The 16,758-nt window shown below is 66.6% G+C and carries 16 protein-coding genes; 8 read left to right on the forward strand and 8 right to left on the reverse strand.

Going from position 1 to position 16,758, the window contains the following annotated elements; translation table 11 throughout:
• Positions 1 to 7 precede the first annotated feature (7 nt).
• From L324_RS24540 to L324_RS24550, 3 genes are read right to left on the reverse strand one after another with little or no spacing between them, the layout of a single operon-like run.
• Complete coding sequence (locus L324_RS24540; protein ID WP_037313198.1) at positions 8 to 481, reverse strand: SRPBCC family protein; 474 nt, start codon at positions 479 to 481, stop codon at positions 8 to 10.
• Positions 478 to 1,188: an anti-sigma factor family protein gene (locus L324_RS24545; RefSeq protein ID WP_037313200.1), complete on the reverse strand. Its 711-nt coding sequence runs from the start codon at positions 1,186 to 1,188 to the stop codon at positions 478 to 480. The genes L324_RS24540 and L324_RS24545 overlap by 4 nt, the downstream gene beginning before the upstream one ends.
• Positions 1,185 to 1,736, reverse strand: a complete 552-nt coding sequence (locus L324_RS24550; protein ID WP_161780883.1) for a sigma-70 family RNA polymerase sigma factor — start codon at positions 1,734 to 1,736, stop codon at positions 1,185 to 1,187. Before L324_RS24550 ends, L324_RS24545 begins: the two co-directional genes overlap by 4 nt.
• Before the next feature lie 270 nt (positions 1,737 to 2,006).
• Between L324_RS24550 and L324_RS24555 the strand changes: the two genes are divergently transcribed.
• Complete coding sequence (locus L324_RS24555) at positions 2,007 to 2,642, forward strand: fibronectin type III domain-containing protein (RefSeq protein ID WP_037313202.1); 636 nt, start codon at positions 2,007 to 2,009, stop codon at positions 2,640 to 2,642.
• A 78-nt stretch (positions 2,643 to 2,720) separates the two neighbouring features.
• Here L324_RS24555 and uvrA read toward each other — a convergent pair whose 3' ends face one another.
• Positions 2,721 to 5,576, reverse strand: coding sequence for an excinuclease ABC subunit UvrA (gene uvrA, locus L324_RS24560; protein ID WP_037313204.1), 2,856 nt, complete (start codon positions 5,574 to 5,576; stop codon positions 2,721 to 2,723).
• A gap of 77 nt (positions 5,577 to 5,653) precedes the next feature.
• On the reverse strand, positions 5,654 to 6,889 hold the full coding sequence (locus L324_RS24565) for an acyltransferase family protein (RefSeq protein ID WP_037313206.1): 1,236 nt from the start codon (positions 6,887 to 6,889) through the stop codon (positions 5,654 to 5,656).
• Positions 6,890 to 6,996: 107 nt separating this feature from the next.
• On the opposite strand from L324_RS24565, the gene L324_RS24570 reads away from it, so the two are divergent.
• Complete coding sequence (locus L324_RS24570; protein ID WP_037313208.1) at positions 6,997 to 7,674, forward strand: MBL fold metallo-hydrolase; 678 nt, start codon at positions 6,997 to 6,999, stop codon at positions 7,672 to 7,674.
• A gap of 361 nt (positions 7,675 to 8,035) precedes the next feature.
• On the opposite strand, the gene L324_RS41170 is transcribed toward L324_RS24570, so the two are convergent.
• Together L324_RS41170 and L324_RS41745 are read right to left on the reverse strand one after the other, a co-directional pair.
• The gene (locus L324_RS41170; protein ID WP_081736454.1) at positions 8,036 to 9,412 is read right to left on the reverse strand and encodes a DUF4365 domain-containing protein; all 1,377 of its coding nucleotides are present in this window, start codon (positions 9,410 to 9,412) and stop codon (positions 8,036 to 8,038) included.
• A 266-nt stretch (positions 9,413 to 9,678) separates the two neighbouring features.
• Positions 9,679 to 9,945: a type II toxin-antitoxin system Phd/YefM family antitoxin gene (locus L324_RS41745; RefSeq protein WP_235783645.1), complete on the reverse strand. Its 267-nt coding sequence runs from the start codon at positions 9,943 to 9,945 to the stop codon at positions 9,679 to 9,681.
• A 461-nt stretch (positions 9,946 to 10,406) separates the two neighbouring features.
• Here L324_RS41745 and L324_RS24580 point away from each other — a divergent pair, with 461 nt between their 5' ends.
• Positions 10,407 to 11,564 carry a hypothetical protein gene (locus L324_RS24580; RefSeq protein WP_051174092.1) on the forward strand — a complete coding sequence of 386 codons (1,158 nt, stop codon included), beginning with the start codon at positions 10,407 to 10,409 and terminating at the stop codon, positions 11,562 to 11,564.
• A gap of 269 nt (positions 11,565 to 11,833) precedes the next feature.
• On the opposite strand, the gene L324_RS24585 is transcribed toward L324_RS24580, so the two are convergent.
• Complete coding sequence (locus tag L324_RS24585) at positions 11,834 to 13,027, reverse strand: hypothetical protein (protein ID WP_051174093.1); 1,194 nt, start codon at positions 13,025 to 13,027, stop codon at positions 11,834 to 11,836.
• A gap of 164 nt (positions 13,028 to 13,191) precedes the next feature.
• Between L324_RS24585 and L324_RS24590 the strand changes: the two genes are divergently transcribed.
• From L324_RS24590 to L324_RS24610, 5 genes are all read left to right on the forward strand, one after another.
• A complete protein-coding gene (locus tag L324_RS24590) occupies positions 13,192 to 13,371 on the forward strand; it encodes a hypothetical protein (RefSeq protein WP_037313209.1) in 180 nt (59 codons plus the stop codon).
• Between the two features lie 32 nt (positions 13,372 to 13,403).
• Positions 13,404 to 14,432 carry a DUF6734 family protein gene (locus L324_RS24595; RefSeq protein ID WP_037313211.1) on the forward strand — a complete coding sequence of 343 codons (1,029 nt, stop codon included), beginning with the start codon at positions 13,404 to 13,406 and terminating at the stop codon, positions 14,430 to 14,432.
• 77 nt (positions 14,433 to 14,509) lie between these two features.
• Entirely contained in the window at positions 14,510 to 15,004 is a 495-nt protein-coding gene (locus L324_RS24600) for an AMIN-like domain-containing (lipo)protein (protein ID WP_037313213.1), read from the forward strand.
• 190 nt (positions 15,005 to 15,194) lie between these two features.
• A complete protein-coding gene (locus tag L324_RS24605) occupies positions 15,195 to 15,920 on the forward strand; it encodes a HEAT repeat domain-containing protein (RefSeq protein WP_037313215.1) in 726 nt (241 codons plus the stop codon).
• A gap of 36 nt (positions 15,921 to 15,956) precedes the next feature.
• Entirely contained in the window at positions 15,957 to 16,643 is a 687-nt protein-coding gene (locus L324_RS24610; protein WP_037313217.1) for a hypothetical protein, read from the forward strand.
• Positions 16,644 to 16,758 lie beyond the last annotated feature (115 nt).

The following is a 16,758-nucleotide window of genomic DNA, read 5'->3' on the forward strand; positions in this document are numbered from 1 at the left end:
CGGGACCCTATCCCGCGAGGCCGAGCAGATACCCCCGTAATCCCTGTTGGCCGCGTCGCATCATCAGCGCGTGGTTGATCCGGAACACCGGCCTGGCGACACTGTCGAGCTTGCGCAGCAACGGTTTCCGGGCTTCGACCTCTTGGGTGATCTCCAGCCGGGTGCCGCTTTCCGCCGGGCTCAGCGCGCCGGCCAGCGTCCCTTCCAGATCCCCGCTGAGCAGGACCCGCACCCGGCCCTCGTGTTCGTCCTGCCGGTCGCGGTGCATCCGCACCGTCAGCGCGTACGGCAACCTCGACCGGCAGACGAGTTCGGCGGTGTCTTCGTCGACCTTGCTGACCGACCGGACGTCGCGCCACCACAGCGGATACGCGGCGAGGTCGACGACGGCGTCGAAAACCGCCTTGGGTGAGGCCGGGAGCACCCACGTGTCGCGGAAGCGGTATCGACCGCCTCCGCGCCCCGTGAGCGAACCCGTCATACCTGCGCCGACACCAGGTTCCGGCCGTCCAGGGTCACGACGTCGACCGAAGCCACGTCGTCCGGGGCGACCAACGCCGAACCGTCGATCCCGGTGCCCTCGCGTTCCCCCTTCGCCGAAACCAGCCAGCTGCCCGCGCTGACCCGCTCACCGCTCTTGGTCACCACGACGAGCTGACACTTCTCGCCTTCACGGACACCTTCGGCCTTCGCGTGGAGCCGGACCCAGCCCGCCGCCGGGACGACCCGGACCGCCAGCTGCGCACCCGTCTGCCGGTCGGTGGCCGCGAGATCGCGGGTGCCCGGTACCGGGGCGGTCACCGTCGGCACCGGCAGGGCCACCGTCGACGGTTCGGGCGACGTCTGCCGCCCGACCAGCACACCGGCGCCCAGCGCCACGACGACCAGCACGGCCGCCCCGGCCACGGCGAGGAACCGCCGCGGCTTGCGCTCCTGAGCGCCTTCTTCTTCGCGGACCTGACGCAGCGTGCGCTGCAGAAGCAGGTCGCCTCCGTCGGGCGGCCCTTCGAGGAACGCCTCCGGCGGCACCTCGTCGAGGTGATACCGCAGCTCCGCCAGCTCACGCACCTCACGCCGGCACGTCGGGCAGTTCGCCAGGTGCGTCTCGAACGTCGCCGCCTCCGCCGGGGTGAGGCCGCCGAGGACGTAGGCGGCGAGCTGGCCCTGGTCGTGTCCCACCGCACTCATCGCGCTACCTCCTTCCCGGTTCCCGACATCACGGCTCTGAGCGCTCGTAACGCGTAATAAGATCTCGACTTAACGGTACCCGGGGCGACGCCCAGGGATCTCGCCGCTTCGGCCACCGTCCGGCCCCGGTAGTAGATCTCCACCAGGACCTCACGATGTTCCGTGGACAGGCCGTCCATCGCCCCGAGCACGGCCATGGAATCCACGACGCTCTGCGCGTGATCCCGCTCCACCGCCGGGGTCGGCACGCCTTCCTCGGGCTCCGGCACTTCCGGCGGCCGCGCCGCCCTGGCCCGCGCGCGGTCGGTGATGATGTTGCGGGCGACCGTGAGCAGCCAGCCCCGCACCGAGCCTTTCGCGTCGTTCTGCAGGTCTTCGGCATGTTTCCAGGCCCGGACCAAGGTCTCCTGCACGACGTCCTCCGCGGCCGCGCGGTCCCCGGTCAGCCTCGTCGCGTACGCCAGCAGGCTTCTCCCGTGTTCGGCGTACAAGTGCCGGACCAGGTCCTCGCCCTTGGCCTTTTTCGGCCGCCAGCCACCGATCGCCACTCGTGTCCTCCCGACGGTCTTCTGGGTCGGCGAGGACAGTACTGCAACCCGCAGGGGCAAGGTGGATCGCTCGGCGCGCGCCGCGATCGAACTGTGCATCGGCACCGGCCTCTCCTCGGTTCTCCATGGCCGCCTCCTCTTGCCTCCCACACGGACGGCTTCGCGGAACGGTTCAACCGGGTCTTGCCGGGGGCTTGTCGATCACCGGGCGCGCTCGTATGCTGACGCCTCCGGACTCCGCCGCCGCCTGATTCCCGGGAGGGACGAGGCGTGCCAAGGAAACTCGCGGCCGTTCTGCTGCTGGTGGCGTTCGTGTCGGGCTGCGGCGAAGAACCCGGTTTCCGCGCGACGCTGACGGATCCGGTGAACGTCGAGCTGAGCTGGCCCGACGACGATCCGAACGCCGCAGGCCGGGTCGTCGAGTACACCACCGATCCGCACGGGGACTACACGATCCTGCGGTTCGTGCCGCCACGGCAGACGACCTACCGGCATCCGGACCTGATCCCGGAAACGCGGTTCTACTACCGGATCCGGCCCTTCTACGGTGCCGTCTCGGCGGCCGTCACGGTTTCGGGACCGGCCACTCCCGCCGCCTCCGGACCCGCCGTACCGCTGCGGGCGGGTGATCGAGCGGCGGCTCCCGCGTCTTTCCGGGCCGAGCCCGCGCCGGAGGAGATGGTGCGGTTCAGCTGGGCCGACCACTCCAGCGACGAAGACGGTTTCCTCGTGGAGATCAGGAAGCCGGGTGCTCCCGACTTCGTGCCCGTCGAGATGTCGGATCCGGGGACGACGTCGGCCGGGCTCGCTTCGCTGCCGGGCGAGGAGGGCTCCTCGTACCGGCTGCGCGCCTTCTACTACGGGCCCGCTTCGCCGGTGCTGGGCCGGACCACGGGGAAGGGCTAGTTCCCGCTTCCGAATGCTATGAAAGGTCCTTTCCTTGCAAAATTTGCAAGGAAAGGACCTTTCATAGCATTGGCGACCTCAGCCGAGAACGGTCTTCAGGAACTCGCCTGTGTAGCTCTCGGGCACCGAAGCGACATACTCCGGGGTGCCCTCGGCGATCACGGTGCCACCGCCCGAACCACCCTCGGGCCCCATGTCGATGATCCAGTCCGAGGTCTTGATGACGTCGAGGTTGTGCTCGATGACGATCACCGTGTTGCCCTTGTCCACCAGCCCGTTGATCACGCCGATCAGCTTGCTGATGTCCTCGAAGTGCAGACCGGTGGTCGGCTCGTCGAGGATGTAGACCGTCTTGCCGGTGGACCGCTTCTGCAGTTCACTGGCGAGCTTCACGCGCTGCGCTTCACCACCGGACAGCGTCGGCGCGGGCTGCCCGAGCCGGACGTAGCCGAGGCCGACGTCGACGAGGGTGGCCAGGTGCCGGTGGATCGCCTTGATCGGCTCGAAGAACTCGGCCGCCTCTTCGATCGGCATGTTCAGCACGTCGGAGACGGTCTTGCCCTTGTAGTGCACTTCGAGGGTCTCCCGGTTGTACCGGTCGCCCTTGCACACCTCACACGGGACGTAGACGTCCGGCAGGAAGTTCATCTCGATCTTGATCGTGCCGTCACCGGCGCAGGCCTCGCACCGGCCGCCCTTGACGTTGAAGGAGAACCGGCCCTGCTGGTAGCCGCGCACCTTCGCCTCGGTGGTCGCGGCGAACAGCTTGCGCACGTGGTCCCAGACGCCGGTGTAGGTCGCCGGGTTGGACCGCGGGGTGCGGCCGATCGGCGACTGGTCGACGCGGACCAGCTTGTCCACGTTCGCCAGGCCGTTGACCCGCGTGTGACGGCCCGGGACCTGGCGCGCGCCGTTGAGCTTGTTCGCCAGCACGGTCGCGAGGATGTCGTTGACCAGGGTGGACTTGCCGGAACCCGAGACACCGGTGACCGACACCAGGCAGCCGAGCGGGAACGACACGTCGAGGCCGCGCAGGTTGTGCTCGCGGGCGCCGACGACGGTCAGCTGCCGCTTCTTGTCGACCGGGCGCCGGATCGCCGGAACCTCGATCTTGCTACGGCCCGACAGGTACGCGCCGGTGATCGAGTCCTTGTTCCGCAGGATCTTCTTGTACGGTCCACTGTGGACGATGTGGCCACCGTGCTCACCGGCGCCGGGGCCGATGTCGACCACCCAGTCGCTGGAGCGGATGGTGTCCTCGTCGTGCTCGACGACGATCAGCGTGTTGCCGAGGTCGCGCAGCCGGACCAGGGTCTCGATCAACCGGTGGTTGTCCCGCTGGTGCAGGCCGATCGACGGTTCGTCCAGCACGTAGAGCACGCCGACCAGACCGGAACCGATCTGCGTGGCGAGCCGGATCCGCTGCGCCTCGCCGCCGGACAGCGTCCCGGAGGCGCGGTCGAGCGAGAGGTAGTTCAGCCCGACGTCGAGCAGGAAGCGCAGCCGCGCCTGGATCTCCTTGAGCACGGCGCCGGCGATCACCTGCTCGCGTTTGCCCAGCTCCAGCTCGTCGAGGAACTGCGACGCCTCCGCGATCGACAGGGCGCAGACCTCGGCGATCGACCGGTCGCCCTGGGTCTTGTGCTCCAGGGTGACCGCGAGGATCTCCGGCTTGAGCCGCGTGCCCTGGCAAGCGGGGCACGGGACCTCGCGCATGTAGCCCTCGTACCGCTCGCGCATGTACTCGGATTCCGTCTGCTCCTGGCGCCGCTCGAGGAACGGGATGACACCCTCGAAGGCCGCGTAGTACGAACGCTGGCGGCCGTAGCGGTTCTTGTAGCGGACGTGGACCTGCTCGTCGACGCCGTGCAGGACGGCCTTCTGCACCTTCGCCGGCAGCTTGCGCCACGGCGTGTCCATGCGGAAGCCGATGGTCTCCGAAAGCGACTCGAGCAGCCGGATGAAGTAGTCCGCGCTCTGGCCGCCCGCCCACGGCGCGATGGCGCCTTCACCGAGCGACAGCTCGTCGTCCGGGACCACCAGTTCCGGGTCGACCTCCTTGCGGACGCCGATACCGGTGCACTCGGGGCAGGCGCCGTAGGGCGCGTTGAAGGAGAACGACCGCGGCTCGAGGTCCTCGATCGCCAGCGGATGCCCGTTGGGGCAGGCCAGGTTCTCGGAGAAGCCGCGCACGCGGTGCGGATCGTTGTCCGGCAGGTCGACGAACTCCAGCTCGATCAGGCCGTCGGCCAGCCGGAGCGCCGTCTCGACCGAGTCGGTGAGCCGCTGCCGTGAGCTCGTCTTCACCGAGAGCCTGTCGATGATGACGGCGATCTGGTGCTTTTCCTGCTTCTTCAGCTTCGGCGGGTCGGTGAGCGGATGGATCGTCCCGTCGACCACGACGCGCGCGTAGCCCTGCTGCTGCAGGTTCTCGAAGAGGTCGAGGTACTCCCCCTTGCGCCCGCGCACGACCGGCGCGAGCACCTGGAAGCGAGTGCCCTCCTCCATGGCGAGCACCTGGTCGACGATCTGCTGCGGGGTCTGCTTGCTGATCGCCTCCCCGCACTGCGGGCAGTGCGCCTTGCCGGCGCGGGCGTAGAGCAGGCGCAGGTAGTCGTAGACCTCGGTGATGGTGCCGACGGTCGAACGCGGGTTGCGCGAGGTGGACTTCTGGTCGATCGACACCGCGGGCGACAGGCCCTCGATGAAGTCGACGTCCGGCTTGTCCATCTGGCCGAGGAACTGGCGCGCGTAAGCCGACAGTGACTCGACGTAACGGCGCTGCCCCTCGGCGAAGATGGTGTCGAAGGCGAGGCTCGACTTCCCGGACCCGGACAGGCCGGTGAACACGATCAGGCTGTCGCGGGGCAGGTCGAGATCCACGCCGCGGAGGTTGTGCTCGCGGGCGCCGCGAACAACGAGGCGATCAGCCACGCCAGGGTCCCTTCAGGTTTCATTCTCAGCTGCGGTCGCCGGCCCGGTCGATAGCTGCACGGGCGGCCGCTTCCATGCTACGAGGCACCACCGACAGAAACTGGTTCCGAGTCCTTGACCTGCGGTTTTCCAGGCTTTTCGCGTCGATCCCGGCGAGCGGTGAGCCACCGGTGGACCGGCCGTTCCACACCCGCGGTGACCGCCCAGCCCGCCAGTACGGCGGCGGCCAGCACGATGGGGAGACGCAGCCAGCCGGGGACGCCGACGTTCAGCAGGGCACGGGCCAGGATGTAACCCAGTTCCTGGTGCACCAGATAAAGACCATACGAGATGCCCGCGAGCCAGGTGACAGCCGGGGCGATCCGGGCGAGGCCGGGGAACCGCCAGTCCGGTCCGCGCGCGGCCAGGCACACCAGCAGCACCATGATCGCGAAGCCGATCGCCGAGGGCCAGCGCTCGGGATCGTTGGGCAGCGACTGGTGGAACGGGAAGACCTGCAGGTCCTGCGCGGCGCAGGCGGCGAGCAGGAAGAGCACGAGATGCCAGTGCGCCAGCCGCCGTTTCGCCCACAGCCAGATCGCGATGCCGATGGCGAAGACGTGCACGCGGTGCAGTCCCAGGCCGTAGAAGAAGGTTTCCGCGAGCTTCGGCGTCGAAACCGGGTGGAACACGACGAACCGCAGGAGCAGCGGGACCAGGACCAGTGCCCAGAGCAGCCCCACGGTGAGCCGGTGGGTACGCCACCGGCGCGGCCACAGCAGGGCCGCGGCGGTGAACGCCATGAGCTGCACCGGCAGCGTCCAGTACGCGCCGTCGAGGTAGTAGAAGAGTTCGTAGCGCCAGCCCCATTCCTGGACCATGCCCAGGTTGGCGAGCAGGTCGGCGCCGGTGGGGACGTACCACGGCGAGGGATCGGCCGGCGGTCCCTGCGGGATGCCGAACAGGAAGCCGGTGAGGCCGGGCGGGAACGGCAGGCCGCTGAAGCGGATCGTCGCGTACCGGGCGACGACGTAGGTGACGATCACGGCGACCAGGTACGCGGGCACCAGCCGCGCGATCCGGTTCCACAGCCACCGCCGAGGTTCACCCTTCCGAAGACTCGCGCACACGAAGTAGGCGGAAATCACCAGAAGGATGGCCGCACCGAACTGAGCGGTGACCCGAAAGGGGTACCCCACCAGTTCGGGATGCAGAAGAGCACCCTGATGGGTCACGTGCCCGAGCATGACCGCGAAGACGGCGACCACGCGAAGCAGGTCCCAGCTGATCCGGCGCGGGGTGCGCGTTCCGGTCGGCGGCGAAGGGTCGGGCACGGGTGTCCTGTGGTTCGGCTGGCGGGGCGGGGCGAGCCTACGTCCCGCGCCTGTGCGTCGCCTGTGCGGGTGGAACCGATTGCAGGCGAACGACTACCGTGTGCGCTGTGAACATCGTCGAGACCTACACCGGGCATGTCGAACCCGGCGGTGACGCCGCCCGTCGCACCCTGGACGCGCTCACCATCACGAAGCTGTCGGTCGGTCCGATGGACAACAACGCGTATCTGCTGGTCTGCCGCGCCGAGAACGAGGCGCTGCTGATCGACGCCGCGAACGACCCGGAACGGATCTCCGACCTCATCGGCCACGGCCCCGACAGGCCCGCGCTGAAGACCGTCGTGACCACCCATCAGCACCAGGACCACTGGCAGGCACTCGGCGCCGTCGCCGGCGCGAACGGCTCGAACACCGCCGCCCACCCGCTGGACGCCGAACCGCTGCCGATCCCGCCGGACTTCCTGGTCGAGCACGGCGACACGATCAAGGTCGGGCAGGTCACCCTCGAGGTGATCCACCTGCGCGGCCACACCCCCGGCTCGATCGCGCTCCTGTACCGCGACCCGGCCGGGCACCCGCACCTGTTCACCGGCGACTCGCTGTTCCCCGGCGGCGTCGGCAAGACCGGTTCGCCGGAGGACTTTTCTTCGTTGATCGATGATGTGTCGTCGCGGATCTTCGACGAGCTGCCGGATGAGACTTGGTTCTATCCGGGGCATGGGGACGACTCGACGCTGGGTGAGCAGCGGCCGCATCTGGCCGAGTGGCGCGAACGCGGCTGGTGAGCTGGCGACGTTCCCGAACGGGGCTGCCTTAGATAGGCGGCCCCGTTTCGCTGTAAGGCAGTTATTAAGGGGTAAGGCAAAGTTGTCGTGACCGACACCCCAACTCCGCGTTCTCCCGAAGCCGCTGCTGCCGATCATGTCACGGAAAGCCACTTTCGGGACATGTAGTGTCCCGAAAGTGGCTTTCGCGGCACCTCGGTGAAGACTCCGGGAGCCGGGCATGTCTCCAATGTGGCATTGGAGACACTGAGCGCCCCCAATGCCACATTGGAGACATCAGACCGTGGTGCGAGCCGATAGCGTACGCAACACGCCAAGTTTGCCTTACCCGCCAATAAATGCAGACTGTAACTGCGCGATATCAGCGCGGCTTGGGGGACACCTTCCGAACGAACAGCTCCCCCGGCCAGAAGGTGTCCCCCAGCATCAGCTGATCGAAACGAACGCAGACGGTTCCGGGTGTGTCCTCGGAGTCCCAGACGGCTGACACACTTCGGCCGCGTTCGTTCCCGTACCGGCTCAGCCAGTAGATCCTGTCACCGGGCCTTAGTTTGGAGGCCGATACCAACTCCCGGTTCGCCGACTTGCGAACACTCGGTTGTCCGACCCGCGCGCCAAAACCGTACTCCGCGGCCGGCCGGGAACATCGCCAAACGATCCGGAACTGCTCGTCGATCGGCAGGGCAGGTGAACCCACACGTACCTCTTTGACCAGATAGAAAGTGACGATCCGACGCGCCTTTTCTGACATCTCGCACCACGATTTCGAGAGCGCCTCGGCATATGCCTCGGCATCCGACTCCAACTCCTTGGCGGCAGCCATCAGGTCTTGGTCAACCGTGGTTTCGGTGCGCAACTCCTGGATCGATCGAGCCAATGCGTCGGGTTCAATCCTAAGATGGTGTTCAACTCGCCTGGCCACGTAATTGTCACGTGCGTCGACGTTGGTGTGAAGCGGCGGATCGTCGGCGGCGGGTTTGCGAGCCCACTGAGCCGCCTCAAAGCAGGCCGACAGCCACTGTGCCTCGGCTGTATCCAGTATCGTGTCCGCCACCACGGACATGCCACGAAGCAGGCCTGGTCGACCGTTGGGGTGGAAATGCTCAGGGCCAATATGCTCTGGATACCAGTCGAGGTCACTGTGGAGCAAGGTTGCGAATCCCTCACCCCTGCGCTGCCAGAAGATCAGATCTTCGCCATACACGTTCACATAGTGCTGCACAATGTCCGATGGACCGAACTCAACGCCTGACATCTCACCCAGCTTCGCCTGGATGATCCGGTTGCCCCGATAACGGCTCAGGTAGCGTCTGACCTCGGCGACGAACGCCGCAACGGATACGTCGTCCAGCCTCTGCTTCGCGCTGATAATGATCGTCTTCAGCACTTTGCCGTCGCGCCGCGCCGACAGCAGTTGCTTGGTGGCATTGGCCCAGTAGAGACCGCCCGTATCGGGGTCATGCACAACACAGAGCACCGGGATGTTGCCATCGGCCCAGGTGCCACCGTGGTCGCCGATCGGCACGGCGTAACCGTCAGCCCTGCGCCACGACCGACCACCCTTGACCTGGATCTTGACTAGGTCGCCAGTGACCTCTCCGTCCTCGCTGAACGTGACGTGCTGGTCCTCACCGAAGTCGTTCTGGCCGTCCACCTCCTGAACAATGTGATCGTGTCGTTCCAGAAGCGCACGCAGCGCGTTGACCGCCGCGCGGCTGGGTCTGCGAGCATCAGGCACCTTCGGCAATGGATCCCCCTGGACTGTGGCGCACGACAGCCGAGCAGTTGGTCCGCAGCTGGTTAAGCGCAGTCAGAGGATAATGGCTGGTCGCATTTCAGCGTCGCTCGACCAGGTATCGGTCGATTATTCGGCCATGAAGGTCACCGAAGGACTTCAAGTCGCTGATCGACGATGTCTCGTCGCGGGTCTTCAACCGTGGGAGCACCCGCAGGGTCGAGCACCTCTCATCTCATGACACTCAGCCACGACTTCGACTCCACTGATCATCGACGCCAACGCGGCCCTCGGTACCGAAGAAACTCATCGACTTCCTCCCGCATCCGGACGGCGTCCCCTTGAGTCAGCCTTCGGTGTCGCTCCACCAACTCCTCAGCGGAAGGGCGATACCTGCGCGAAATCGGCCGCAGCTCGGCGACCTCGACGCCGTTACGAGTGACGTAGTACGTCTCACCTGCTTCGACGGCATCTAAGACGGCAGCGGAGTTGTTGCGGAACTCCCGTTGAGCGATCACCTTCACACAGTCCAGCATAGCCCGCTGGGCTACACCCACGTGACTCCGACAACCTTGACAAGGAATCCTGGCTGGACAAATTCAAGTCGCGAATTCCTTTAAATTTTCACCATCCTACCCTTTCCTTGCATTTATCATCCCGTTCCACCTGTGTTCACGGTAAGCCTTTTTCATACACGGACACGGGGCCCTCCATCGAGGCTCATGCGACTCCTGCGGCCCCGGAGCCCCTGGACCGACCATCCCCGCCCCACGCCCGACATCTGAAACCAGGAAGAAAATGCCCAACCATCCACGAATTGCCCACTTGCCGCTATTCGCCATTCCCATTTGGGCCACAAGGACTAATGGCACAACCGGAATCAGTCGGCTATTCGTGTGGAACATCATCATCGCGGGAGCAATTCGCGAAGCGGTTCCATTACTGTTCGACGAGAAGGGGCGGCACTCCGCCCGAGCATGATTGGGGAGTCATCATGATGAAGAATCGTGTGCGCGGCAGCCGAAGACAGGTTTGGTCGCTGGCGACGGCGTTCGTCATTTTCACCGGCGCGCTGGCGGGGACGGCGCAGGCCTTCCCGGTCGGACCGGTCGATCTCGGCACGTTGCCCGGCGACGACAACAGTACGGTCCTGGCGGTCAACGAGGCGGGGGTGATGGTGGGGCTGTCGATGTCGGGCCCCAATCCGCAGCGCAAACGTCCGGTCCGCTGGGACGCCAACGGCCAGATCATGGCGCTGCCCACGCCAGGCGGCATCGAGGGGCAAGTACGTGACATCAACACCCACGGGGTTTCCGTGGGCTACGTGCTGACAGCGACCGACGCGGTGCCTGCCCGCTGGGACGCCGACGGGCTGGCGACCCTGCTGCAGGTCCCGCCGGGCTATCACAACGCCACCGCGTCGGCGATCAGCGACACCGGTGTGGCCATCGGGAACTGGCTGACACCGGACAACCAGTTCCATGGCTTCCGCTGGGACCCGGACGGCCAGGCGACCGACCTGGGTGTGCTGCCCGGCGAGACCTGGAGCATGGCAGAGGGCATCTCCGGCGACGGCCAGATCATCGCGGGCAGCGCCATGCGCGCCGGGGCGAACCACGCCGTGCGGTGGGTGAACGGCGGGCCGATCACCGAGCTGGCGCCACAGAGCTGGAGCAGCGGGGCAGGCCGGATCAACAAAGCCGGGGTGACCGCCGGGTCGATGGTCGAGACCAGGAGCGGGCCCCCGATCCCGGCGACCTGGGACCGGGACGGCACAATCCATCGCCTGGACTGGCCCAGCCCCCATTCGGTCTGGCTCTATCACATCGGCTCCACCGGGTACGTCGTCGGAACCGGCTACCTCAACGCCCCTCGCCGCAACGCGGTGCTCTGGGATCCCGACGGCAGGCTGACCGTCCTGGCCGACGACAACCTCGGCGCCGAAGTCGAGGCGGTCGACGCCTACGGCACCGCGGCCGGCAGTTTCCAGCGTCAAGCGACCGTCTGGTACCGGAACGGGCAACGCACGCAACTCGGCCAGCTGCCCGGCGGCGGCCGCGGCCAGGCCTATCGGATCACCGACAGCGGCCGGGTCGTCGGCACCGCCGACACCTCCACCGGGAAGACCCACGCGGTGTTCTGGACACTCCGCTAGCGCCTCGAAGCGGGGCCGCCCGACACGATCGGGCGGCCCCGTTCCAGGGAAAGTCGGCGCCAATCTATCGCGTCCTGTAACTACGGAAAGACACACCCCATTACCAAGAGTCATGCTTACCTGGGTAGTTTCGCCGCGACCCCGAACACGACCCAGGGAGGTTTTGATGGCGATTCACGGCGACGACGGCAAGGGCGGCGGCAACACCGGCAACTAGCCGGCGAACCACGAAAGCGAGCCACGTCGAAGTCGGATGTGGCTTCGCTTCGTCAAGATCGCGGCCACCGGAAGGCGATGCCGTATCCCTCCCTCGGCTGACAGGGTGCCAGGAAGGTGTGCTCCACGACGCCACTCCGGATCTCCAGCAGATGCCGGTCACCGGCAGGCGGCCGCACCATCCGCTCGTAGTCGGTCTGCTCCGAGTACCACCAGCAAGCCTCGGGGACACAGTCGTCGAACGTGACGCTGATGCTCAGGCCCCCGGTCACCCTGCCCTCGCCGTCGACCACGCCCGGCGCGATCCCGTGATGGTCGACGTCGACGTTGATCCAATGCCGTTCCTCTTCGAGATCATCGTCGCAGGCAAGGGAAATGAACTCGTGACGCTCCCCCTCGCCCAGCGGTTTCGGGAACAGCAGGTTCACGACGTACGGATCCCCCGGTCGCACCCCAGGAGAAGTCCCGACACGGCAACCGAAGATCGCTTTGACGGGGATCGGCGCCAGATCCCCCGTCCAGCCGGTCGAAGCGTGCGCCCGGTACCGGTCGACGCCGTCTTCACAGGCGACGACATCGCGTACCGTCAGGCGGCGATATACCGTTCTGCGCCGCATTTCCACGGCCACCAGCAGACGTTCCAGGTACACCGGCTGAGCTCCGGACGACGGCGTCCGGCGACAGGGCGACCGAGTCGGCTCCTCGGCTTCGGCCGAGGCCCTGGCGATCTCCACGTAAGGCCGCCACGCCTCGCCGTCGTGCGCGAGCAACGTCAGATTTCTCGCCAGACAAGGGGAAAGCTTGTCGCTCACCGCCCGGCGCCAGGCCTTGTGCATCGGCGTCGTCGTAGTCGGCGGCGGGTCGCCGAACACGCGAGGCAGGCTCTTCAATTGCCCGAAGCGGTCGTCGAGCGTCGATCTCCATTTCACCCTGCCCAGCCGGAACGCGGCGGTCAGGGCATTCCGGCGCCGGGATTCGGTCGTCGAGCCGATCTTCCCGATCTCGTCGAGGATCACTCCCCAGACCGCGAGCGCCCGCACCTCCGGCGTCGCCGCTGTCATCGACGCCGTCGGCCGGACCAGGCAGGCGAGCGCCGAGGCCGATTCGCTCGCCGGGTCTTCGATCGCGTAGCGCAGGAACCTGAGCGGTTCGCCGTCCTTGCGGACCGCGAGCCAGCGCAGCGCGGCCTCGACCGCGGCGATGGAATACGCACCGTCAAGGCGCTCCCCCTCCAGCTGAATTGTCACGACGCCCTCCACCTCGATCCGATTCGCGGTGATGATCGACAATTCGCGGCGCGAGACGACGACAAGAAAATCCTCCTGACCGCGAAAGATCAGAACCGGCGAACTCGCTCACCGGCCACTTCCTCCTACGGTGTACTAGTACACCACACACGAGGGGTTCGACAATGGCCAAAAAAGCGTCCGGCGAACAGCACGACGGAATCGTGAAATTGATCAAGACCTCCATGGCGGGCGTCGGAAGCCTCTATCTGCTCACCGGATCCCTTGTGGTGACGGCACTCGGCACGGCGACCGCGGTGGCCGTGGTCCACCTGCGCGGATTCCGTGACTCCGGCCCGTCGTAACGTTCCCGCTCCACGACCCGAACATCACGGCGATGCCGTACTACGGATATGGCCCCTACCTCGCGGTCGCCATCGGCGGCCATCTCCTGGCGCCCGAATCCCCGGCGCCCGGCGAGTACGGCGGGGTCGGCGAGCCGGGCTGGGTTCCGCCACGGGTCAGGGTCGTCCGCCCCGGCGACACGGCCGGGCAGCCGATCCGGCGCGCGGTCTGGTCCTTCTGGAGCAAACCGTATCGTCACCAGCACGGAAGGCACTGGCCGAGCGACTTCTTCCATGCCCTGTCCTGGATCCTGTCGTTCCGCCTCGCGTCCCGCCTCTTTCCCACCACCGCGCTCGTGACCGACGACCAGGGCCACGAACTGCTCGTGGAGCGACTGCGCCTGCCCTTCGACGACGTCTCACTCTCGTTGAACGGACTCGCCGGGCAGGATCCGTCCTGGTGGGCGCTCGGGAAGCTGCACGCCTACCGCGAGCAGACCGAACCCTTCCTGCACATCGACAACGACGTGTTCCTCTGGCCCGGTTTCCCGGCCGCGGACCTCTCCGGTGCGATCGTCGCGCAGAATCCGGAGCACGCACCGGCTTCCGACGCGGGCTACTACCGGCCGATGGCCGCCGCCACGGCCATCCGGGCGACCGGCGGGTTCCTGCCGAAGGAATTCGACGACTACACCGGAGAGGCCGCGCTCTGCACCGGGATCGTGGGCGGTACGGCCGTTTCCTTGCTTCGCCGCTACGCCGATCTCGGCATCCGGCTGGTCGAGTCGGCCGAGAACCAGGCGGCCTGGCGTCGGCTCGCCCCGCTCGAGGATTTCAACCTGGTCGTCGAGCAGTATCTTCTCGGCGCGCTGTGCTGGGGCGGCACCGCCACGGACGTGCAATGCGTTTTCGCCTCCCAGCACGACACCTTCGACGAAAACGTCGCCGTCGCCCAGCGGTTCACGCATCTCATCGCCTCCGCGAAAAGCGACCTCCGCTACATGCGATGGCTCACCGAGCGAGTGAAAAACCATTTTCCCGCCGACTTCGAGATCGCTCGACGCGTCTTCGGCGATCAGTAACGATAAAGCGAAGAATACAACCTTCTCACCGCACAGGCGTCTTCCCGGAACCAGTATTCCGGCAGGAGGTCATCGCCATGACCATCACCCTTCGGCGCGCGCTCGCCGCGCTCGCCGCCACGACACTCATGTTCACCGGCGCCGTCGCCGCGGCCTCGCCCGCGTCCGTCGCGGCGCAGACGATCCCCGCGATGACGGGAATCCGCACCGGTCTGAACACCGGATTCGACCGGATCGTGCTCGACCTGACCACGGGCCCGGCCCCCGCCGTCAGGTACGACCTCGTCGACGAACTGATCGCCGACGGATCGGGCGAGATCGTCTGGCTGACCGGCGAGTACTTCATCGCGGTCACCGCGACTCCGGCGGCCGCACATGACGCGGCCGGGAATCCGACCTATCCCGGTCCGCAGAAGTTCCGGACCCGCGCCCTGCGCAACGTCATGGCGGTCGCGGTCACCGGCGACTACGAAGGCACCTTGTCCATCGGGCTCGGCGTCCGGTCGAGGACGCCGGTCACCGTGTTCACACTGACCGCCCCGAACCGCGTGGTCATCGACGTCGGCCATTGATCACGGGCGGGAATCCGTGAAGGCTTTTCACCGACCATCCGCTTTCCGGTGAGCAAAATCCTTTTCGGATTCCCGCGGTGAAAATCCCGGTACACCCCGAAAGGGGAATTTTCGGGAAATCAGGTATCTGCCGTCCGGCATCGCGTTCCTTCCTTCCGTCAGCATCATCGCCGCTGCGAAGGAGAACCTCATGCCGACCCCACGCAATCCCGACACCCCGTCCTTGGGCCCGGGTGGCGACAACCTCGAAGCCGGCCCGAGCGGATCGGGTCTCGGAAGCTTCGCGAACAGCGAAATCGGCGAACTGGTGACCCAGGCCGCCGAGACCATGGCCGCGTCCGGTGAAGACGCCGAACGCAATTACCAGCGGAGCCTCGACCGGCTTCGCGAACGTGCGGACGAAGTCGTCCCGGCCCTCGGCGAGCAGTACGACGCCCTGTCCGAGGAGCAGTACCTGGAACGCTGGGGCCTGGTCCAGCTGCTCACCGATCTGCGGCACACAGCGGCCGTATCGGTGCTCGAAAACGTGCTGCGCCAGCCGATCCCGCCGGAGCGTTCCGACGACCCGGCGCACGGGATCAGCACCGTCGGCGAAGAGGTGATCATCCGCACCACCGCCGTGGAAGCGTTGGCACGCCTGGCTTCCACCGGCGACAGCGCGGCCAAGGACCTGCTGCTGCGGCAGGTCCGGCACGACGTGTTCACCGTGCGGCGCGCGGCGGTCCAGGCCATCGCCGAGACCGGTGACCCCGACCTCGCCGCCCAGGTGCGCGAGGCGCTCAGCGGCACCGAAGACGAGCGCCTGCTGAACATCAGGCGCGTCGACGTCCGCGGTGTCCCGCAGGCCGTCGGCGGGCGCTACGTGAAGGACACGCGCACCGACGACGTGCCTCCGCCGGAGCCCCCGCGCTCCTGAATCGAACGAATTCCTTCTACAGACAGGTGATCTCCGATGGCCACTTGCAGCTACACCGTGCCGGACAAGAACGTGACCGGGGACAATTTCTACGGTGCCTCGATCTGCAATCAGACCTACATCGACTATTTCTGGAACACGTACGGTTTCTCGGGCAACAAGGACTACTGGGACGACGGGTTCGGCTGGGAAGACGCGTGCAACACCGACAAGCCGCTGGCGCGGACGTTCAACGCGTGCTACCTGCTGACCTATTCGGCACAGGACTACGCGAACGACGCCTATTCGGGGCCGATGCTGAACTGGGCGCGCCGCTACGTCCGGGACAACTGTGACGACCTCCGTTCGCTGTGCGGTGACGGCAGTGCCATCGCCAGATCCTTCAGCGGGCCGTTCACCGACGACCGGATCGAGTTGTACCTGGGTTTCTGGTACTCCAAGGACGTCCCCGGCCGCGCGGAGACGTTGATCCACGAATCGCGCCATCAGGGCGGGAAGCCGCACAACGCGAATTTCCCGGCGGGTTCGGTGTTCGGTGCCGGCAAGAGCGGCGCCGACTCGACGTGGGGCTACGAGGGTGCCTGGATGTACGGGGCGCTCTACCTGTGGTGGTTCTACGCCCAGGGTGCCCGCACGACGTCGGCCTTGCGTGAACGGGCCCGCCAGCGCGGGAATCTCGTGATCGACAACGCCTTCGCGACCCACCCCGGCTTCAACATCTGAAGCACGATCGACAGGCCCTCTCGCCCTATCAGCGAGAGGGCTCTGTCACGCCATACCTCCGATGACTACTTCCATGTCCCGGTCAGCGGGGCTTGACCACGCAGATATCAGCCGC

It is taken from the genome of Amycolatopsis orientalis DSM 40040 = KCTC 9412 (assembly GCF_000478275.1).
Taxonomy (GTDB): Bacteria; Actinomycetota; Actinomycetes; order Mycobacteriales; family Pseudonocardiaceae; genus Amycolatopsis; species Amycolatopsis orientalis.

What these genes read in the sequence shown, in the direction of transcription:
- L324_RS24540 (WP_037313198.1), bottom strand. Translation starts at nt 481, where the DNA reads ATGACGGGTTCGCTCACGGGGCGCGGAGGCGGTCGATACCGCTTCCGC.
- L324_RS24545 (WP_037313200.1), bottom strand. Translation starts at nt 1,188, where the DNA reads ATGAGTGCGGTGGGACACGACCAGGGCCAGCTCGCCGCCTACGTCCTC.
- L324_RS41745 (WP_235783645.1), bottom strand. Translation starts at nt 9,945, where the DNA reads ATGCTGGACTGTGTGAAGGTGATCGCTCAACGGGAGTTCCGCAACAAC.
- L324_RS24580 (WP_051174092.1), top strand. Translation starts at nt 10,407, where the DNA reads ATGAAGAATCGTGTGCGCGGCAGCCGAAGACAGGTTTGGTCGCTGGCG.
- L324_RS24590 (WP_037313209.1), top strand. Translation starts at nt 13,192, where the DNA reads ATGGCCAAAAAAGCGTCCGGCGAACAGCACGACGGAATCGTGAAATTG.
- L324_RS24595 (WP_037313211.1), top strand. Translation starts at nt 13,404, where the DNA reads ATGCCGTACTACGGATATGGCCCCTACCTCGCGGTCGCCATCGGCGGC.
- L324_RS24600 (WP_037313213.1), top strand. Translation starts at nt 14,510, where the DNA reads ATGACCATCACCCTTCGGCGCGCGCTCGCCGCGCTCGCCGCCACGACA.
- L324_RS24605 (WP_037313215.1), top strand. Translation starts at nt 15,195, where the DNA reads ATGCCGACCCCACGCAATCCCGACACCCCGTCCTTGGGCCCGGGTGGC.
- L324_RS24610 (WP_037313217.1), top strand. Translation starts at nt 15,957, where the DNA reads ATGGCCACTTGCAGCTACACCGTGCCGGACAAGAACGTGACCGGGGAC.